General features: G+C 40.7%; 9 protein-coding genes. 1 reads left to right on the forward strand and 8 read right to left on the reverse strand.

Annotated elements, in window-relative coordinates; all coding sequences use genetic code 11:
* Window positions 1-27: 27 nt before the first annotated feature.
* The gene (locus B4G94_RS03225) at window positions 28-2433 is read right to left on the reverse strand and encodes an ABC transporter permease (RefSeq protein ID WP_286857122.1); all 2406 of its coding nucleotides are present in this window, start codon (window positions 2431-2433) and stop codon (window positions 28-30) included.
* 932 nt (window positions 2434-3365) lie between these two features.
* Between B4G94_RS03225 and B4G94_RS03230 the strand changes: the two genes are divergently transcribed.
* The gene (locus B4G94_RS03230; protein ID WP_108635874.1) at window positions 3366-3983 is read left to right on the forward strand and encodes a hypothetical protein; all 618 of its coding nucleotides are present in this window, start codon (window positions 3366-3368) and stop codon (window positions 3981-3983) included.
* Between the two features lie 88 nt (window positions 3984-4071).
* Here B4G94_RS03230 and B4G94_RS03235 read toward each other — a convergent pair whose 3' ends face one another.
* The 7 genes from B4G94_RS03235 to B4G94_RS03265 form a co-directional block, all read right to left on the reverse strand.
* Complete coding sequence (locus tag B4G94_RS03235; protein ID WP_286857124.1) at window positions 4072-6456, reverse strand: ABC transporter permease; 2385 nt, start codon at window positions 6454-6456, stop codon at window positions 4072-4074.
* Window positions 6457-6506: 50 nt separating this feature from the next.
* Window positions 6507-8912, reverse strand: coding sequence for an ABC transporter permease (locus B4G94_RS03240; protein WP_286857125.1), 2406 nt, complete (start codon window positions 8910-8912; stop codon window positions 6507-6509).
* Window positions 8913-8943: 31 nt separating this feature from the next.
* A complete protein-coding gene (locus B4G94_RS03245) occupies window positions 8944-11337 on the reverse strand; it encodes an ABC transporter permease (RefSeq protein ID WP_286857126.1) in 2394 nt (797 codons plus the stop codon).
* 30 nt (window positions 11338-11367) lie between these two features.
* Window positions 11368-13731, reverse strand: a complete 2364-nt coding sequence (locus B4G94_RS03250; RefSeq protein WP_286857127.1) for an ABC transporter permease — start codon at window positions 13729-13731, stop codon at window positions 11368-11370.
* A 215-nt stretch (window positions 13732-13946) separates the two neighbouring features.
* On the reverse strand, window positions 13947-16313 hold the full coding sequence (locus B4G94_RS03255) for an ABC transporter permease (protein WP_286857128.1): 2367 nt from the start codon (window positions 16311-16313) through the stop codon (window positions 13947-13949).
* Between the two features lie 33 nt (window positions 16314-16346).
* Window positions 16347-18728: an ABC transporter permease gene (locus B4G94_RS03260; protein WP_286857130.1), complete on the reverse strand. Its 2382-nt coding sequence runs from the start codon at window positions 18726-18728 to the stop codon at window positions 16347-16349.
* A gap of 336 nt (window positions 18729-19064) precedes the next feature.
* Window positions 19065-21467 carry an ABC transporter permease gene (locus B4G94_RS03265; protein WP_286857132.1) on the reverse strand — a complete coding sequence of 801 codons (2403 nt, stop codon included), beginning with the start codon at window positions 21465-21467 and terminating at the stop codon, window positions 19065-19067.
* Window positions 21468-21505 lie beyond the last annotated feature (38 nt).

Here is a 21505-nt window from a genome sequence, read left to right on the forward strand (position 1 = left end):
ACTGTTTATATGGATTAGTTTCTGATATTATTCATCCCTTAATTTTTCGACCGGATTAAACCGGGTGGCCCGAAATACGATGAAGCCCACCAGCAGACCCAGCATGCTCAGCAGTATGCCCAGTGGCAACAGGTAGGTGAATGCATTGATTTCTATTCGGATGATATAGTTCTGTAGCCAGTGTTGCATCAGCATATAGCTTGATGGGACTGTTACCAAAATCGCCAACAAAAATATGCCATAGTACTCCTTCGAAAATAACAGCATCAAATGTGCTAAGGAGGCGCCCAGCACTTTGCGGATACCTACTTCCTTGTTACGGAGATGAATCGATAGGGAGATCAGACCGGTTAATCCCAACACGACGATCAAAAGTGAAACCGCGCTCGCGATCTGTGCTGCCCGGTGCAGTTGCAGTTCCGTTTCGTATAAACCTTTAATGCGGTCATCGATGAATTGATATTTAAATGGCGCATCCGGCATCAATTGTTTCCATTTCTTTTCCAGTCCTTGCACGGCGCTGGACAGTTGACCCGGTTTTAAACGGATACTTAGGTATCGGTATTGGAAACTTTCACGGATATCTGTCCAGGCGATCGCCGGAGATGCCTGATGGAGAGAATTTGCGACAAAGTTGTCGGTAACCCCTACAATGGTCATCTTATCTTTTGGATCATTTAGTGCGATCTGCTGACCGATCGTACTTTGAGCATCACTGAAACCAAAATCTTCCATGGCTTTTTTGTTGATAACAACGGGTCGATTAGTGGTACCGGTCACCGCATTTTTCGGTAAAAAGGAACCCGCCAATAAGGGGATTTCATAGGTTTCCAGAAAATAACCGTCACTGGTAATGCGTTGTACCTGTACGTCCGTGTCGTTGTTATTGCCAAAAGCCGGTTGCATATTGAAGCCTAATAGCCCGGGGGTCTCATAGGAAAGGCTCACGGACTTAACCGCTGATTCCTGCAGCAGCTCATGCCGGATGGTCTCCATTTTCCGGATACCATTTTCGGACCAGTCCCTTGGTGCCTGTACCGTCAATAGATAATCCTTGTTGTATCCTAAATTGCTGTTTATGAATAGATTGACCTGTTTGGAGATAATCAGGGTACAGACCAGGAGGAGCAGGGCAACGGCAAACTGAAAGAACAATAGCACTTTTCGAATCAATTGCTTGTCACCCAATGCGGAGAACTGATTTTTTACCGAGGGAAGTATCTTGATATTGGACAGTTTAATTGCCGGATATAGTCCCGCCAGCATACCAACCATTATAGTCAACAGGCCTAATAAACCAAAAAAATACCCCGGTAAATTGATCAGAGACGGCAGCTCGCGCATCAGCACATGTGCAAACAAAGGGCGTACCATGCAATACATGGGTAGACTGATCAAGGCTGCAATAGTTACGATAAGAATATACTCTGTCAGCAATTGCCTTACCAATTGTAATCTGGAAGAACCCATAATCTTGCGCACACCGATTTCCTTCAATCGTGTAATATGCTGTGCAATACTAAAATTGATAAAGTTGATGATGGCCATGACCAGGATAAAAATGGCTATCCAGATTAACGTCTGAATCATCTTGCGGACAGCGCCTTGATTATCATCTAGATAATAGCTTTTCAACGGCTTTAGGTCGGGGCTGTATTGGCTGGCGAATTCCTGATCGGTGTTTTTATGCACCAGCGTTTGAATCGCCGCATCCAGTTGTTGTGTCGTCACCCCGGCTTTCAATTCGAGGTAACCTGCAATGTAAGGATTATTCCAGTTATCCACGGATCTGCCGAAGTATTGTTCGTTGGCAATGGGCAGGAAGATATCGGAATGCATATCCTTTGTTAGATCCATGACCGCATTTTGTACGGTAGTTTTTATAACGGCAGTAATTTCAAAATCATGTTTTTCGCCTTTGAAATTTTTAATCTGCAAGGTTTTTCCCAGAACATTTATGTTTCCAAAATATTTTAAGGCGGCCCGGTCAGTGATCACTACAGAAAAGGGATTGTTCAGCGCGGTCTTGGGATTGCCTGCTAAAAGCTCAAAGCCAAACATGGTCAAAAGGCTAGGATCTCCGAGTGCCATTCCTTCTTCATGGATCGTAGCACCATTGGCGATAATACCTGTCAATCCATCGATACGATAATAGTTGGCCACCAAATCCGGATAGTCTTCATAGAGGGCTTTGGGTAGTGCTCCAATCGTGGTCAAATTGATTCCAAAACCTTCCTTCTTATACTTGCTCTGTAATAAAAATTGCTGATCTATATTTTTGATTTTACTATTTACCCGATGAACATCCCACATATAGGCCCCGACCAGCAGTAAAAAGGTAATGCCAAGAGTCAATCCGATCAGGTTGATCAGGTTTTGAATTTTTTTCTTTCGAATATTCCGCCAGGCAATCTTGAAGTTTGTAAAAGTCATTGTCACTTGTATAAGGGTTATTTCCGTCACCGCATACAGACCGGATGCCAGCTTCGGTTTTCGCTAGTTTTTGTATCCTAATACAAATCCTTAGCCAAATAGGTATGTTGTTGTGAGTGAATGTATTAATATGCTTCCGGTTGAAGGGACTGTTCGATTTCGGACAGTCATTGTACAGCGGTGAACACCTTGATAGCGTTGATTTTCTGGACGAATAACAAATAATAAAATAGGTGAACAGGAAAAACTCATTGGAAAAATTCAATAGCAGAGAAGCGATCGGCGGTATCGGATGAACAGTTTCATTTTATAGATTAGACACTGTAATTTTCAATCGTGAAAAATCTTTTTACCAGTGTGTTATTTCCAGTCCTCAATTTGAAAAGTGACCTTGCTCATTAGGAAGAGGAATAGGTAAACGAAATGTTCGGTTCTCTCAATTTGATTTGTGCTATGCCTAATTTGGAAGCGCCGATCGCTTATTGGATTTGCAGAAACGCTATTTGAATATGCTATTTGTTTAATTAGCGAAACACAGTATCTTCATCGCATTCAGCTTCCGCTCCATTGAAAAATTGAATACCCAATATGTAATCACCAGCCACTCAATTGCTTTCTGTTTTTTCGGGTCAAGATTTTGCGCAGTTTCAAGTGTATTTTTCAAAATATAATATGTTTTTTGATTTTTCAAATAATCCTAGGGCGGCTGATACAGGATCTTTCTATTTCGGAAAAGGATGTTTATCGGTCCATAACGCAATATTTACTACAGATTGCTGTTCGAAATCAACTAAAATAAGGGGTAAAATTGTCCCAAAACCTTTTTTGTACTTCCTGCATTTTGGGACAATTTTACCCCCTGTCTCCGAGCCTCTTGACTGTATATTTGCTTATGGAAATAATTTTATCTGAAACATTTAATTTTAAAAAAGATGAGTCAAGTTACACTTAATGAAAGAGGGCATAAAGATGCCGGGTTAATGCAGGTGGCGGAACAGGTGTTGAGCAAAATGGCTGCTGAAACCGAACTGTTTGCAGCCCCTGTACCCGCATTGTCAATTTTGGAGGAAGCGCTCGTTGCATTCCGGAATGCCGCAACGGAAGCCTATTATCGCGACACACGTGCTATACTGATCCGTAATCAAAAAAGAGCTGAACTGGCGTACGTACTGAAAGAACTGGCTAAATATGTAGATACGATCGCTAATGCTGATCCGACGATTATTTTAGCTGCCGGTTATGCTGTCAGAAAATCCAAAACGTCTTATGGAGGAGTGGTTCCCAAAGTGGAGCGACTAATCGCCCGTCCCGAAGAGGTGGGTAGTGGGCGCGTGAAGCTAAAAACACAGCGATGGCGGGGGGCACGCATGTATCAGTATCAATTCCGCATCAAAGGTCAAAATGTAGACTGGAGCACACAGCTCTGTTCTAAAAGCAGCTGTATTATCGATGGGTTGGAGTCCTTTCGTGAATATGAATTTAGGGTCTCCTATATCGGAATAGACCCGACTCCAAATTATAGTGATATCATCAGTAGTTATGTACTTTAGACAAACCTTATTCGAATACGGAGCATCGGAAAGGAGTGTATATTCAAATCCCAGCATTTTCGCTGTAATTTGTTGACAGCTTCCTTTCCTATTCGTCCCGTAAACTATCAACAGGATTGGCTGTGGCCGCTTTTATTGCTTGGAGGGATACCACGGCAATCGTTAACATAAGTCCAACACAGAAAGCGGATGCAAAGATCCACCAGCCCATACTGATCCGAAAAGGGAAATTGTCCAGCCAGCGGTTCATAAGATAATACGCAAGTGGTGTAGCAAGTAAAAAAGCAATTGTTATCCATTTAAAGAAATCTTGTGACAACAATACAATAATACCTGTTACCGAAGAACCTAACACTTTTCGGATTCCGATTTCTTTTGTCCGTTTCAGGATGTTAATGGAGAGCAGCCCCAGAAAACCGAGCATACTGATGCTTATCGCTACGATAGCGGCGATCCAGATCAGTTTTTCCAGTAATGCTTCTTTCTTGTAGAGCTGAGCAATCTGCTGATCATAGAATTTGTATTGGAACACTTCATCGGGATACCAATTTTTCCATTGCTGTTCCAGGTCTTTCACGAGCAGTTGGTGATCGGTACCCTTCAGTTTAATCGCTACATTTTTTAACCGCGTTTCATTATACCCAATTACGGTAGGGGAGATGGGCTCGTTCAGCGAATTGGTGCTAAAGTCCGCAACAACTCCTACAATTGTTCCTACTTGCTCTTCGTTCAGCCCACCGGCGTTTAAAGACTTGCCGATAATATCATTAGGATCTTTATAGCCCAATGCGGTAGCCATATTTTGATTGATCAGAAATTCAGGTTTCTGGGGATTGTCGTTGAAATTTTTTCCTACCAATAATTTGATGTTAAAAGTGCTGATATAAGCAGAATCCCCGATAGCGTATCGGGCAGGCCATTTTTCCCATTCTGTTCTATTGTCAAACTGGATGGTTCCGCCCCATACCTTTTCAGATGAAGGTGGATTATCGCTAAAAGTGTACGATTGAACATCGGTTCTATTGCTGATGAAATGAGCGATTTTCGCTTTTGATTGGATCATTTTTTTTGTGAACGGAAGCAGGATAACCTGCTCCCTACTGAATCCAATATCTGTGTTTTTGAGGTGATTTACCTGTAAGACAATAACGAAAGTGGCGATCAGCAGCGTCATGGCGATCACATTCTGAAAAACAATAAGCGTTTTGCGGCTAAAGTTCCAGGGGCCTATGGTCAGCTTTTTCAATGCCTGCTGGATGTCCATCTTGTTGACAAAAATGAGGGGATAGATGGAGGTCAACAGGCTCGTTAAGATCCAGATGATACCAATGATAGCTATAAATGACTGAGGATGGACAATCTGTACAGGTTCATGTGGAAAAAGAGCCTGGTTTGCCCAATTGGAAAAGATCAGCAATAAAACTAAGGCGAAGATAATAGCAGCAGCGGTCAGGATCAGGGTTTCGATCAGAAACTGAATGTAGAGTTGCCTTTTGGAACAGCCCAGTACCTTTCTCACGCCCATTTCTACACTGCGGTTCATTTGTCTGGCAAAGGTGATGTTGCTGTAATTGACCAATGCCATGATACTGACTCCGATGGCAATTGCGACCAGGATACTCAAAAGTGTACGTTGTGTTCCCTTTCCGTAATCTGTGTCAAAATGGTAACTTGTTAAGGGCAGGAGTTTATAACTGAATGTCTGTAGTACATCTTTGTGCCAGTACTTGGCAACCAACGCATGTATGGCTTGCTCGACGGTATTTTTATCGGCGGCGTTTTTTAAGGTGACAAGGATATTATTGCTTGAGTTGGAGTAGCCCCAATTATTAAAGAACCCGTCGTTTTGAGGGATTTGCCATAAAGTAGAAACAGAACTTTGCGAAAAATAGATTTCTGAACGGAAGTCTGAATTTTTGTTACGGTCATCTATGATACCCACAACTTTCACTGGAAATTTGCTGTCGACCAAGATCGTTTTGCCCAAGGGGTTATCGTTATTAAAATAAGTTTTGGCCATTGTTTTGGTCAACGCGACGGTATTGGGCTGATCCAGATCTTTTGGGGATCCCGCTAACCAGGGGAAATTTAAGGTGTTGAAATATTCCGATGAAACAAAAGCGGCTTTGCCCTCCGTTTTATACAACTGATCTGCTATCCGGAGCGTAAGGTCTTTATTATCCATATACAATGCTGTTCGTTCCACTTGTGGAATTTCACGTGAAATAGCATTGTACATGGCATAGGATCCACCTTTGCTATGCTCAACCTGCTCTAGTTTCAGATCCTGTACGACTAAAAAGGTACGATCTTTATTGGTATGAAACCGATCAAAACTATATTGGAAGCTATTATAGCTATAGATAAATAAACTACATGCAATTGCCAGACCTAAACCGGCAATTGTTAAAAAGGTATAGTAGCTATGTTTCAATAGTTGTCGTAGCGCTGATCTGAAATATATTTTAATCATAATTTTATTGTGTTGCGTTTACAATATCATTGTTTTTGTCGTATAGGAGATTATTCCTCCCGCAGACTGTCAACCGGATTTGCCACAGCCGCCTTGATGGCTTGCGAACTAACTGTCAGCAGTGCGATCAATACAGCGATTAGTCCTGCAACGGCAAACATCCACCATTGCATTTCAATGCGGTAAGCAAAATTTTCCAGCCATTTGTACATCGCCCACCAGGCTATCGGTGAAGAAATCACGATGGCGATCAGGACAAGTTTGATAAATTCTGCTGAAAGCATCCCTGTAATACCGGGAACAGAGGCGCCGATGACTTTACGTATACCTATTTCTTTCCGGCGCTGATTTGCCGTAAAAATAGCTAATCCAAATAAACCCAGACAGGCGACGAAAATCGTCAGTCCGGCGAATATGCTTAACAATTTTCCTGTTTTGACTTCGGCCTGATAGGTCTGGGCATAGCGATCATCGAGGAAAGAATAGTTGAATGGAATATCGGAAGGGAACGAGTCGTAGACAGCTTTCAATTTTTTAATCAGGGCCTCGGTATCTTTTGTCTGTGTTTTGACAATCAGACTCCCAGCTTGATCGCTCAGTACCATAACCAATGGTGAAATGGGTTCGTGCAGCGATTTAAAGTGGAAATCTTTGACGACACCCACAACACGATAGGTTTTGTTATCCTTATTGGTCAATGTATGGCCAAGGCTTTTCCCTTTCCAGCCCAGATCTTTTGCTGCGGTTTCATTCACGATAATGGATAAGGTATCGTTCCCAAAAGCTTTCGAAAAATTTCGCCCCTCGTTAAGCTGCATACCCATCGCAGCAATATATTCCTCATCTATGTCATAACGCAGTGTTTTGACCCATTTTTCCGTATTTCCGTCCGGATAGACAAAGAAGTTATTGTTGTTAGTTTCACCAGCGGGCAGGTACGATGAGCGGGAGATATGTTTTACACGGCTATCTTCGGATAGCAGCTTGACGTAAGTTTTTTCATTTTTGCCCAAGGGCCAGCTCTGGATCACAATAACATTTTCCTTTTCATAGCCTAATTTGATATTCCGCATATAATCGAGCTGTTGGATGACAACCACGGTGCAGAAAATGAGTCCCACGGAAATCATAAACTGAAAGACCACAAGGCTGCTCCTGAGATTGAATCGTTTTGTAGATCGCAACAAACGCCCTTTTAATACGGTCAAGGGATTGAAAGCAGCTAGATATAGAGCCGAATAAGTACTCGAAAATAGACCGACCAATAATCCGAATGCGAGCAGGAGGGGGATTATGCGGGCAAAATCGAGCTGTTGAATGGCAATGGACTTACCCGATAATTGATTAAATAGGGGAAGGGCCAGTAAAACAATGCCGACTGCCAGAAACAAAGCTAGATAGGTCAGCAGAATGCCTTCGAAGAGGAACTGACGGATCAGGCTTTGCCTGTCGGCGCCGAGTACTTTCCGTACACCTACTTCCCGACTTCTACGGAAACCACTGGCTGTAGATAAGTTCATAAAATTGATCGTCGCAATCAATAACATAAACAATGCTATGGCACTAAAAATATAAATATATCGGATATCACCCGATGGACTGAGATCGTAGCCAAAATTGGAATGCAAGTGGATATCGGTCAGGGGCTGCAAATAGAGACCTATTGTATTGCCTGATTTTTTGTAATCCTCGTAACTCATTCCGAATCCGGCCATAAATTGAGCACCGACATGTTTGTCAAATAGGGTCACTAAGTTTTTTTCCAGATTTTTTAATGAGGTATTTTCTGCAAGCAGTGCATAGGTATAATATTCGGATGTCATCCAGGAGTTTGAACGGGAGTCCTCCAGCGCCGTCATTGAGGTGAAAATATCAAAATGGAAGTGCGAATTGCTGGGGATATCCTTCATTACTCCGGTAATTTTTAGCCTATTTTGGTCGCCTTTTATGGTGAGATCCCTACCTACGACATCTGTCGTTCCAAAATATTTGCGTGCCATGGATTCAGATATGACCGCAGTATAAGGCATCTTCACTGCTGTATTAGCATCACCTTTGATAAGAGGCAGGGTAAATATTTTAAAGAAAGAGGCATCAACATAGGCCATCTGTTCATCACGAAAAATCTTATCACCAACCAAAAATAAGGGAGCCCCACCTTGTCTCAAACGTGCTGTCTCCTGTACTTCGGTTAGTTCAGCTTTCATTGTTGCCGCCACCGGTGGCATGACATGAGCCTCATTCATCGTTCCCCCTTTTACCGTACCGCGGAAGACCACACGTACAATTCGATCCGCATTTGTATTGAAACGGTCAAAACTGAACTCATCAGCAACATATAGGCTTATCAGCAAACAGATTGCAATACCCAAGGCTAACCCAGTGATATTAATGATCGAGGTGGAAGAATTTCTTCTTAGATTCCGCCACGCTATTTTTAGATTATTCTTTATCATAATCGGGTTGTGTTGGTTAGTAATATTTATTTTATTCGTCCCTTAAACTATCCACCGGATTGCTAAGCGCTGCTTTAATGGCTTGATAACTTATGGTTGCCATGCTGATTAATATTGCCATTAATCCTGCAATAACAAAGTAATGCCATTGGATCTGGATACGGTAACTGTAATCCTGCAACCATTTGTCCATGGCCCACCAGGCGATTGGTGAAGCAATCAGAATAGCAATTATCACCAATTTAATAAAGTCCACGGACAGCAAAGAGGTTACTTGTGCAACACTTGCGCCGAGCACTTTGCGCACGGCAATTTCTTTCATCCGGGTTTCGGCCATATATGCAATCAATGCGAGAAGACCGAGACAGGAAATAAAGATGGTCAATCCTGCGAATACCATAGAAAGCGTGCCGATTGCTTTTGTTTCTTTAAATTTCTGCTCATAAGTTTTGTCGATAAACTGGTATTCAAAAGGATAGTCCGGATTGAATTTTTTAAAGATTGATTCAATTGTTTTCAAATTATCTGCAATGCCGCGATTCGTATTCAAACGATAATGAATCGTGGTAAACCAGGCCTGTGGTCCTAAGATAACCATCGGTGTATTATCACCAAATGGAGAGCCCATTATAAAATCTTTCACGACGCCGACAACGGTCCATTTTGTGCCGTCGCCATCTACAATGCTGTTTATCGGGTTTTTAAGATGCAGGCTTTTTACTGCAGATTCATTTAAAATCAAAGCGGTACTATCGGTCGCAAATTTATAGATATCGATATCGCGACCTTGGATGAGGGTAAGACCAAGGTTTTTTACAGCATCAGCATCGGTACTAAAACGGTTGTAAGAAATTCGTTTGTCTTCTTCGGTTGGTGTACCGGATGTGAATCCCCAACCATTGCTGTACATATCTGTAATAGGGGACATATTTTTTGATACGGAAACAACCGCATTGCTAGCTAACAATTCATCCCGCAGGAGTTTATAATTTTTTTCCAAATCTCCTTTGAGACTGGAATATAATAAACCGTTTTCATTATAGCCGCGTTCGCGTTGTTTTGTGTATTGAATTTGTTTGGTAACCACTACCGTAGCGATAATTAATACAATGGCTAGACTAAATTGAATTACGACCAAGATCGAACGAACGCTAAGTCCTTTGGTTTTGGAAATAAATTTACCTTTTAATGTCTTGATAGGTTGAAAAGAGGAAAGGAAAAAAGCAGGATAAATGCCTGCAAGTATTCCAGTGAATACCGCAAATCCGATCAGAAATAACCAAGTCCACAAGTTTAATAAGGATAAGTTGAGCTGCTTTCCGACGAGTTCATTAAAGAAAGGTAGTACAATAAAAACAAGCACTGTGGCTAGTATCATTCCGATCATACTAATCAGTATGCTTTCCGTCAGAAATTGAATTATTAATCCCATTTTATTTGCACCAACTACCTTTCGTACCCCTACTTCCTTCGCACGACGCTCTGAACGGGCAGTGCTTAAGTTCATAAAATTGATGCTGGCAACCAACAAAATAAAAATACCGATCCATACAAAGAGCCTGACAATATCAATACGTCCGGAAGTGTAATTACCTCCTTTTCCGCTATTATAAAGGAAAGAGTCCTTGAAAGGAAATGCGAAAATCTCTCCGGTATACTTTGCAGATTGGTTACCTTCGGCTCTGTTGACTGTGTTAATATGATCTCTCGAATATGTCCTGATCTTGGTATTGAAATCTGAAAGCGAGCTTCCTTTTTTTAATAAAATATAAGTGCTTATCGAATTATTACCCCAATTGTCATCAACGTAACCGATTGTTTTCGCATATGCAAAAGGAAGCAGTATGTCAAACTTGAAACTTGAATTGCTGGGTAAATCTTTGAGTACCGCCTGTACGGTGACTTGGTTGACAGAATCGATTTTCACTGATTTTCCAATGGGTTCTTCATCTCCAAATAAAGCTTTAGCATAACTTTCTGTGAGAACAAGACCTTTAGGACTGTCAAACTGAATATTATTGGATCCTTTGACGAGGGGTAATGAAAACATGTTAAAAAATCCGGGATCGACAAACACTGTCTTCGCAATTATTTTTTTGTCACCGAATGTGGTCAAGAATTGATTGCCTTCATCATATCGTGTAAATGCTTCAATATCCGGGAAATCATTTGCCATTGATGGGGCCATTATCTTGGGGGTGTATGCCCATGCTGATTTTTCACCCTGAAATTCATCCCGATTACTAATAATATAAAGACGGTCACTTTTCTCATGGAACCGGTCCATGCCTAACATGTTCTGTAACCACAGTGCGATAAGTAAAGCACCTGCCATACCAATAGCCAAACCGAGAATATTAATTGCCGAAAAAGCTTTGTTTTTTAACAAATTCCGCCACGCGATTTTGATGTATGTCTTGATCATGTTGTTTCTGCTAAATATAATAACGGATAATTATTCGTCCCTTAATGTTTTCACCGGATTGTGATTTGCCGCTCTAATTGCTTGCGAACTTACCGTCACGAAGGCGACAGCCAAGGCTGCTAAGCCTGCTAATGCAAAAATCCACCACTGTATTTCTATTCGATAAGAGAAATCCTGCAGCCATTTATTCATTGCCCACCATGCAATAGGTGAAGCAATTAGAATAGAAATAATAACAAGCTTGACAAAATCTTTGGATAGCATCGCCGTAATTCCGCTTACTGAGGCGCCCAGTACTTTACGAATACCAATTTCTTTGGTCCTCAGCTCGGCGATATATGATGCTAATCCAAATAAACCCAGACAGGATATAAAGATCGCTAGCCCCGAAAAGATGAAAGCGAGCTGGGCTGTTTGTTGTTGGTCTTTGAATTTAGTGGCAAATTTTTGATCGACAAATTGATACTCGAAGGGATACGCGGGATTGAATTTTTTAATAATTTGTTCGATTTTTTTGAGCTGGTCGCTCATCGAAGCGTTGGGATTTGTACGGATAACCAGATTAAATAGTGCTGTCTTATTGGCATATATAAGCATGGGTTTTACCGGATTATAAGGAGAGCCGCTGATATAGTCGTTTATTACGCCCACGATGGTATAGTTTCTGTCTCCCCATTTGAGATAACTTCCGATTGGATTTTCCAACTTCATTTCTTTGACGGCAGCTTCATTCAGCAGTGCAGCGGTACTATCTGCGGCTAATCTCGAATAATCGATATCACGTCCTGCTATGAGCTTTAATCCGAGTGTTTTGACAAAGTCACTTTCCGCTCTTCCCAGATCAAATCCCATTTTTTTCTCTTGCTCAGGAGTAGCTCCTGCCCAGGAAAAACCACCCCAGGAATTTCCAGAACTACCAGTGATGGACAATCCTATCCTTGTGACGGCTGTAGCCACTCCATTATTGATCAATTCTGATCTGATCGCCTCATAGTTTTTCCCTAAATCACCTTCCATTCCGATTTCGAGCAATTGAGCGGTATTATAACCAATATCTCGTTGTCCGGCATATTCAATTTGCCGCCTGACGACAATGGTAGCAATTATCAGGATAACAGCTATGCTAAATTGAAAAACAACCAATAATTCCCGAAAACTCAAGGGAAATTTTTTTGACCGTGCAAATATTTTTAATGATTTAATGGGCTTGAAAGCGGACAGTACAAATGCCGGATATAATCCAGCCAATAGTCCCGTTATGAGGATAAAGCCTATCAACGACAGCCATATTGTTGTATCTGAGAACGAAAAGAATAACGGTCTATCTAAAATCTTATTAAATAACGGGAGCGTAAGCTTAGTCAATACTATTGCGCTTAAGCCTGATATAAATGCTATCAGGACTGATTCTGTAAGAAATTGGACAATTAAATTGAGACGTCTGGCTCCTACAACTTTTCGTACAGCAACTTCCTTTGCTCTTTTTTGGCTGCGGGCGGTACTAAGATTGATAAAATTAATGCAGGCAATCAATAATATCAATAGACCAATTCCTGCAACCAGTTTAACCTGATCAATCTTTCCCCCAACTGGAATACCTTGTTCAAATTTTGAATACAGATGCATTTTGGACATTGGATACAGAAATAGGGATCCTCCCAATTCGCCGTCGGTCTTTTTCTTGATAATATCGATGAGCTTATTATTGAAAGCCTCAATATTGGTTCCCGATTTTAACTGCACATAGCTTGAGAATGTAATTGTATTCCAATTTGGTGAATATTTGCTAGCATCGGCTAAAGGAATCAGGTAGGTGAAATCAAAACTTGTATTATTTGGAAGATCCTGCATAACAGCAGAAACCTGATAAGGCTCCTTGTTATCAAGTATGATGGTTTTATTCAATGGATCGATATCACCAAATATGCTTTTTGCTAAGCTTTCTGTAAGAATAATATTTTTTATTTGCTGTAAAGCTTGCTCACTATTTCCCTTAAGGAGTTTGAAATCAAACATCCGAATAAAATCTGGATCGACTTCATTTCCTTTGGATTTGATTTTTTTGTCATCAAATGATATCAGCCTAGTGGTACTCCAATACACACGTGCAACATGTTCGACTTCTGGATAGTCTTCTACAAGAGCACGCGCTGCTTGTCCAGAAGTAATTTCATTCATGCTTACTTTTCCCTCATCATTTTGATATTTATTCCAAAGTTTATACAGGCGATCTTTATTGCTGTAAAAATTATCGAATTGCAACTGGTTTTGCACCCATATGCCAATAATCAGTACAGCAGCCATTCCAATGGAAAGCCCAATGATGTTGATTGCAGAGTAGCCTTTGCTTTTCCACAAGTTTCTCCATGCAATTTTAAGGTAATTCTTTATCATCGAATTGATATTTTGAATTTTTCATAATTTACTAGTCCATAATCCATTTATCCAAATGGATAGCTGTATTCATGGTCGTGCACAATAGAAAATGGTTAATTCAATTCGTTTGCCATAAATGTAATCTTTTGATTTTTAGGGTTTTGTTCTGGTTTTTTTTAAACCTAAATGTTCGGAAACGGACAGTTTGGTGTCCGTCCCCGAACAAATTGGTCTTATTCGCTTCTTAATGTTTTCACGGGGTTTGCCCAGGTTGCTTTGATCGCTTGATAACTAACTGTCAACAAGGTAATGACTAAGGCTGTTAAGCCTGTAACCGCAAATACAGTCCAGGTAATTGATATACGATAGACATAATTTTCAAGCCAAGATTCCATTAGGAGACAAGCCAAGGGGGCAGCAACGAGAAATCCGATCAATGTTAACCAGATGTATTCGGTGCATAACAATCTCCATAAACCAACTTCTGATGCGCCAAGAACCTTACGGATACCAATTTCTTTTTCACGTTGCTCGGTTAGAAATGCGACCAAAGCATATAGTCCAAGACAGGAAATCAGTATGGCGAGCCCCGTAAAAATACTGGTCAGGCTTTTGATCATTTCCATTTGCTCAAATTGCTTGGCGTATTCTTTATCTGTGAATGCATAATCAAAGATGAGATCTGGATCAAAGCGATTGAATTGTTGTGCGATTGCTTTCATCGTCTGACTGATATCTTGCTGTTCATTCAGTCGAAGTGTTATTTTATTTTTTGGCAGAAAATCAAGAAAATAGGCCGTTGGCGTAATCGACTTAAATGGGGATTCAGATAAGGTATTCTGTATAATACCGATAATTGTGTAGTTAATCCCTCTTTTAGACAATTGTTTGCTTGTCAGATCTGTAACTCCCATAAATTTGGCCGCAGCTTCATTGATGATTACTCCCGTGGAATCTGTCTTAAAATCCTTGGAGAAATTTCTGCCTTTTAAAAAATTCCATTGTACAGTGTTGGCAAAGTTTTCATCTACGGTGAAAATGCCCATAATGGATCCTTCCTTTGTTTCATTCCCTTGCCAACTAAAACCACCGCCAGTTAAAGTGAGCTTATTGACAAAACTCGAAGTGAGTGATACCTCCTGAATCAAGCCTTGATCAATCAATTCTTTTCTTAGGATCTCAAAGTTTTTGGAAATTAACTGACTGCTGCTAGTAACGTTTACTAAGTTTGAACTTTTATAACCGATCGGACGGTCTTTTGTATAGTGCAATTGTTTGATCACCAGATAGGTTGCAATCATCAAAAAGATGGAAATCGCAAATTGTACGACAACCATTCCCTTTCTGGCATTGAATCCTCTTTTGCCGATGTTCATCTTTCCTTTGAGCGCAAGGATCGGATTAAAAGAGGATAAGAATAGCGCAGGGTAAATTCCAGCCAGGATTCCAACAGAGAAAATTCCCAAAAAGGAGTATAGGTAGAATTGAATACTCGTAAATGGAATAGCTAATGTGGTTTTGGTAATGGCATTTATCCACGGAAGAAGCAAAGTGCTTATTATAAGCGCTATCAGAAAAGCACAGGATACGGACAGGATGGATTCAACTAAAAATCCGGTAATCAGTTGCCGGCGGTTGACACCGACCGATTTTAAAATACCAATTTCCTTTCCTCTTTTTAAACTTCGGGCCGTACTGAGGTTAATGAAGTTTATACTTGCCAACAAAAGAATAAACACACTGATCCAGGCAAACATCCAGACATATTGAATCTGTCCACCGACATTTTTACCATTTTTGAAAGCGTCATAGAGATGCCATTTGGACATGGGGTGCAATAGAATCTCGGGGTTGATATCCGTCAGATTTGTTCTAAAGATGCTGGTTAGTTTATGCTCTATCCCGGGGATATTTTGCGGGTTTTCGATTCTACCAAAGGTACTAAAGAAGCAGTTTGACCATTTTTCGTCTATGCCTTCATTTTTACGGAGGTAATCTACAAACGGCAAAATATACTGCAACCCGTGAAAAGTGTTGTTTTCAGGTATATCTTTATAAACTCCTTGTATCGTATATTGTTCCTTCCCGTTGAGCTGAATAGTTTTCCCGATCACATCAGCCGATCCCATTAGAGCGTTGGCCAATGATTCGGAGATAATGATGCTGGAGGTTGCCGTTGGAGTGAGCGTATTTCCCAGTACAGATTCGAACGAAAATAGTTCTGAAAATTTGCCCATTGCATAAAAGCCAGAGGCATTCAGTTTCTTGTCACCGACTTTGATCGTATTACTTTCCATATCGGTGACCAATGCTAAATCTTGAATTTCATCGGTGAAATCTGATGCAATAACCTTAGCTAACGGAATGGGCGTGGAAGTCCCATCCGTAGATTTTTCACCATTGAAAGTTCCCGTCATCATCATCTGATAAATACTATCATGGTTTTCATAATGCTTGTTGAAGGAAAACTGTTTCGAGATCCACAGTGTACTTACCAATGCGACTGTAATTCCAAGTGATAATCCAAGAATATTGATTGCCGTATTTAGCGGGTTGCGTTTTAAATTTCTAAGTGCTGTTTTTAGGAATAATCGAATCATTTTATGGTGTTGTTTTTGGTCCTTAAATATAAGCTATTCATCGTGCAGACTTTTTACGGGATTGGCGTAAGCAGCTTTGATGGATTGGAAACTAACGGTAAATAATGCAATAGCAATTGTTATCCCACCTGCATATAAAAATATAGTCATGGGGAGTGTCGTTCTAAAGGCAAAGCCATTGAGCCAGTTTATGCTGAAATACAAAGCGATCGGTATAGCGATGACATTGGCCAGAATTACTAAGACTAAAAATTCCTTGTTTAATAGTTTTATAATGTTGAATACGGTGGCTCCAAGAACCTTTCTGATCCCAATCTCCTTGGTTTTGACCTGTGCGGTATAGGTACATAATCCCAGGAGTCCTAGACAGGAGATCAGGATAGCGATCAGTGCGAAGAAATTGAATAAGGTACCTTGTTTCTGTTCATTCGTATATTGCTTTTGGTAGCTTTCATCAAGGAAACTATAGTTCATAGGCATATCATCATAATAGTTTTTCCAGATCTGTTGCATTGAGTTCAAAGCAGATTTAGCTCCGGAAGCTGTTGTTTTGATATAAAGCTGCCAGCAATCTTTGGGGCTGTATTGGAATACCATCGGCTCAATTTTCTGCCTCGCGCTTGCATAATTAAAGTCTTTTACCACACCGATAATTGTTCCGGGAACAGTTCGAATCCGTAGGCGTGTGCCAATGGGATCTTTTAGTCCCATTTCGCGTACTGCCGTTTCATTGACAATAAAATGTGTTGAATCTGCTGTTGAGCCCGTAAAATTACGACCTTGCGTAAGTTTTATCTGAAAAAAGCTAAGCGCAGACTGGTCCGAATACGTAATATTGAACCAGAGATTTGATTTGCTGGGCTTTCCATCCCAATCGTTGTCTCCAGTGGAACCGCCCCCATAAACCATATCCCGACCAAGACGGATAACGGCATCAATATCCTTATTTTTTAGAAGTTCACTCTTGACTGCATCAAAATGCTTAGACATCTTTGGTGACATGCCAATAGAAATAATATGATCTTTTTCATAGCCTAAATTTTGATGTTTTATGTAATCCAATTGGCGACCGATAACAATTGTCAGCGTAATCAGGATAATAGAGACCGTAAACTGCAAGACAACAAGTATTTTCCGTGCGCTGGAATTTTTTAGGGCAAACCGGCCTTTCAATACCTTAATCGGATCAAATTTCGATAAAAGGAGGGCGGGATATATACTGGTGAGCAGCAATGTACCGATGAGCATGGTCAATATACTTGTCCATAGCGTAGGATTGCTGAGCTGCAGCGAAATATGTTTTCCGGAGAAGTTATTAAACAAAGGAAGGCAACTAAAAACGATTGCTAATGCCAGGGTTGAGGCAATGGTAAAGAGCAGAGTTGTTTCCAATATAAATTGGAAGAAAAGTTCCTTTTTTCCGGCCCCAATAATTTTACGAATACCCACTTCTTTGGCGCGCGACAAAGAACGCGCAGTAGAAAGATTGATATAATTGATGCTTGCGATGACAAGGATCATGATGGCTACGCCTATAAAAATTCGAACAGTGCCTATCCCCCCATCACTACCGTCCATCTGGTACAGATGTACCTTTGCCAGCGCTTGTGTAACATATGGTACAGGGGCATCTTCGGGTTTATTCCGTTCGTGTATGGATTGTAATTTTTGCGCGATAGTTGCCGGGTTGGCATCTGGTCTCAACTGTAGATAAGTTTCAAACGAAAAATTGGACCAATCTTCATCCATGGAGGATAGAAAGGTTTTATTGTCATAGGTCGTTTTGTTTTTGATATAAGCGTGTTCATTGAGTCGCGATATCGGCAGTAAGACCTGAAATTGAAAGGTAGAGTTTTCCGGATAATCGGCAATGACGCCAGAGACAACACAGAGATCTTCAATGCCCAATATTACCGTTTTTCCAATAGGATTTTCATTGCCAAAATAGCGGTGTGCCGTACTTTGGGTGATCACAACGGAATTGTTATCGGGGAAAGGTCGCTTTGGGTCGCCTTGCAATAAAGAAAAGTCAAAAACACTAAAATAGCTAGGGTCCACAAATGCAAGGTTCTTTTCATTGAATCTTTTTTCCTTGTATTTTAGGGCGGCATCACCGATTTTAAATATGCGTACAGCATCTTGGACTTCAGGAATCTCCTTCTTAGCAGAGCTTCCGACAGGAGCAATGATGGATCCAAAGATCCGTTTTGATATGCCAGTGCCACCTTCTATACCAATTTTATAAATGGATCGATGATGTTTATGGAAGCGGTCATAGGATAGTTCATCCTGAATCCAAAGCATTAAGAATATCCCTACAACTAATCCTGCTGTTAACCCTAAAATATTAATGGCGCTATAAAACTTGTTGGAAAAAATACTACGCCATGCGGTTTTTATAAAGTTCTTTATCATTGTTTTAGGATTTAAGTCTTTAATTCATGTTATAAATGAAAGTTCAACTTGATCTATTCGTCTCTCAAACTATTTACCGGGTTAGCTTTTGCCGCCATAATACTTTTGGCTGATAGAACAACGCTTGCGAAAGCAATTGTTGCTATGCAAAGAGCTAGATCAATTCGTTTGCCATAAGTGTAATGTGTTGTATATGAGTGTTTAATTTTATTTTTAGCACATGTTGGGTTGTTCGAAAATGGACAGTATGTTGTTCGCTTCCGAACAAATAAGGAGTTGTTTTTATTACTTTTGGCGTGATATGATTTTTTATATTGCGCCAAAACTCTTTGATCATCATTCGTCCCTTAAACTATTTACCGGATTCAATAGTGCGGCTTTAAATGTCTGGAAGCCTATTGTGATAAATGCGACCAACGCGACTGATATTATCGCAATCAGGTATGCCCACCAAGGCATCTCGATATGATATACAAAATCATTTAACCAATTACTGAAGAGGTAATAAGCAATCGGCCCAGCAATAAGAAAAGAAAGAATGATTAGTTTGATGTAATTTGATGAAAGTAAGTGAATAATGCTCGGAACACTTGCGCCCAGCACTTTTCGGATACCGATCTCTTTGCTTCTTGCCTCGGTTGTATAGGCTGCTAAGCCCAACAACCCCAGGCAGGCTATAAAAAGGGTAAGAAACGAAAACAGGCTCATGACATTGGATGACCGAATTTCATTTTCATATTGATTTTGTACATGCTTATCTAAAAACGAAAAATCGAATGCAGCTTCGGGTGCAATGGCCATATATATCTTCTTTACCTGTTCAATATATCCGCTAACATCTGTTGTTTTATAACGGATCAGTAAGTTTCGTGCCGATTCGGAAGGATCGTTCATGGTATAATAGCTGTAACCTCCAATTTCTGATTTAAGGTTTGAATAATTGAAATCCTGGACGACACCGATGATGATAGAATTGGTCGGACTCATCTCGGTGACAATATGTTTTCCGATGGCCTCCCCGGGAGATTTATACCCTAAAAATTTCAGTACCTTTTCGTTAATCAACACGTAGCACGTAGAGTCTGGACGTCCCCAGATATCGGGCAAATCCGTTCCCGCAAGTAATTTTAATCCAAGCGTATTTACGGTCTTTCCATAGGTAACGCAGCTTAACGTCGGCAGACCTTGCTTGTCCGTTGTTAATTTATAGGTTGTTTTTCCACTTTCGTTACTTCCTGGTATGGACTGTGCGAACGTGGTGGATAGCGTATTTGATAAGCTTTGGACCTGTTGGTTCAGTGTGTTGAGTTTTTCCTGGCTCCGGAAAGAACGGATAGGGATAGATACCACCTGTTCAGGTTGATAACCCAGATCTTTGTTCCGAATAAAATTCATCTGTGTAAGCATTACACTGATGCCTATGATCAGAATAATGGAAATGGTAAATTGACATATCACCAAAATTTGCCTGACCAAAACTGTTTTGCCCTGTTTGTTATAGCCCTTATTCATCAAGGCTATCGATTTGATTTTCGATAAAAATAAGGCTGGATAGCTGCCGGCAACGAGTGTGATAACAAACCAAGATATGGCTAATATTCCGAGCATATCCCAATTCAGAAGTTGTTGGATAGTAATGTTTGTGCTGCCTATGGTATTAAACAGCGGAATCAGAATAACAGACAGCAGCACGCCAAGGATCATAGCAAAAAGGCTAATCGTTGCGGTTTCAACAAAGAAACGGACAACGAGCTGGCTGCGGGTAGCACCAAGTACTTTGTTTACGCCTACTTCTTTCGCATTTTTTTGTGATTTAGCGGTAGCCAGGTTCATGTAATTGATGCAGGCAATCACGATAACAAGAAACGCAAGGATAGATAGCGTGCGAATGGTATCAATATTTCCCATACGCTTGGTGACGCCCTCCCCGAGATTTGATGAGTAAAGATGTACCTTTAATAATGGTTGTAGGAAAAATTCGGTAAAATATCGGTGATCTTTTTCGACATATTTGTCAATGAGTTTAGTTGCTTCTTGCGCAACAATAGCAGGATCAGCTCCTTTTTTTAGTAATATATAAGTCTCATAACTGGCATTACTCCAATAGACATTTTGCCCCATCCATGAATCCATAATATTCATGACCATATTACAGTCCAGGGTACTGTTGGCAGGGAGATCCTTGAATACTCCGGTTACCTGTACAGTATCCCTTTGGTTAATGGAAATGAGTTTGCCGAGTGCTTCACTGTTTCCGAACAACTTCTCTTTTGTTGATTGGGAAAGCACAATACTCTTTTTGTTCAGGAACGCAGTATGTACACTACCTTCAATAAATTGGAAGTCAAAGATGGAGAATAGTGTGGAATCTGCAAGGTATAATTGTCTCTCATTAAAATTTTCCTCTCCAGCGCGGATGGAAGCCGTTGCTCCAAAGCCATCTTTTACCAACCGTACCATATTATCGACCTGCGCAATATCTGATTTCAATGCGGGGCCCACTGCATTGGGCAGGTTGATCATCTTCTCCCGATTGTATTCCGCCGACAGCTGCATGTGCAACCGATATATATTATTGGATTTTGTATACATGGTATCAAAACTCAGTTCCTGACGAATAAAAGCAAATAAAAGGAGTGAAACACAGATGCCAATAGCTAATCCGCTAATATTAAGGATGCTGAAAAATCGGTTGGCTCTGATACTCCGCCATGCAGTCTTTATGTAGTTCTTGATCATGATCGTATGTGATTGTGTCGTGCTATATATAGTCGGTT

Origin of the sequence: Sphingobacterium sp. UBA7625 (assembly GCF_002484085.1) — a bacterium.
Taxonomy (GTDB): domain Bacteria; phylum Bacteroidota; class Bacteroidia; order Sphingobacteriales; family Sphingobacteriaceae; genus Sphingobacterium; species Sphingobacterium athyrii.

Bases quoted from the DNA above. Each gene is read 5' to 3' on its own strand.
- B4G94_RS03225 (WP_286857122.1), bottom strand. From the start codon at position 2,433: ATGACTTTTACAAACTTCAAGATTGCCTGGCGGAATATTCGAAAGAAA.
- B4G94_RS03230 (WP_108635874.1), top strand. From the start codon at position 3,366: ATGAGTCAAGTTACACTTAATGAAAGAGGGCATAAAGATGCCGGGTTA.
- B4G94_RS03235 (WP_286857124.1), bottom strand. From the start codon at position 6,456: ATGATTAAAATATATTTCAGATCAGCGCTACGACAACTATTGAAACAT.
- B4G94_RS03240 (WP_286857125.1), bottom strand. From the start codon at position 8,912: ATGATAAAGAATAATCTAAAAATAGCGTGGCGGAATCTAAGAAGAAAT.
- B4G94_RS03245 (WP_286857126.1), bottom strand. From the start codon at position 11,337: ATGATCAAGACATACATCAAAATCGCGTGGCGGAATTTGTTAAAAAAC.
- B4G94_RS03250 (WP_286857127.1), bottom strand. From the start codon at position 13,731: ATGATAAAGAATTACCTTAAAATTGCATGGAGAAACTTGTGGAAAAGC.
- B4G94_RS03255 (WP_286857128.1), bottom strand. From the start codon at position 16,313: ATGATTCGATTATTCCTAAAAACAGCACTTAGAAATTTAAAACGCAAC.
- B4G94_RS03260 (WP_286857130.1), bottom strand. From the start codon at position 18,728: ATGATAAAGAACTTTATAAAAACCGCATGGCGTAGTATTTTTTCCAAC.
- B4G94_RS03265 (WP_286857132.1), bottom strand. From the start codon at position 21,467: ATGATCAAGAACTACATAAAGACTGCATGGCGGAGTATCAGAGCCAAC.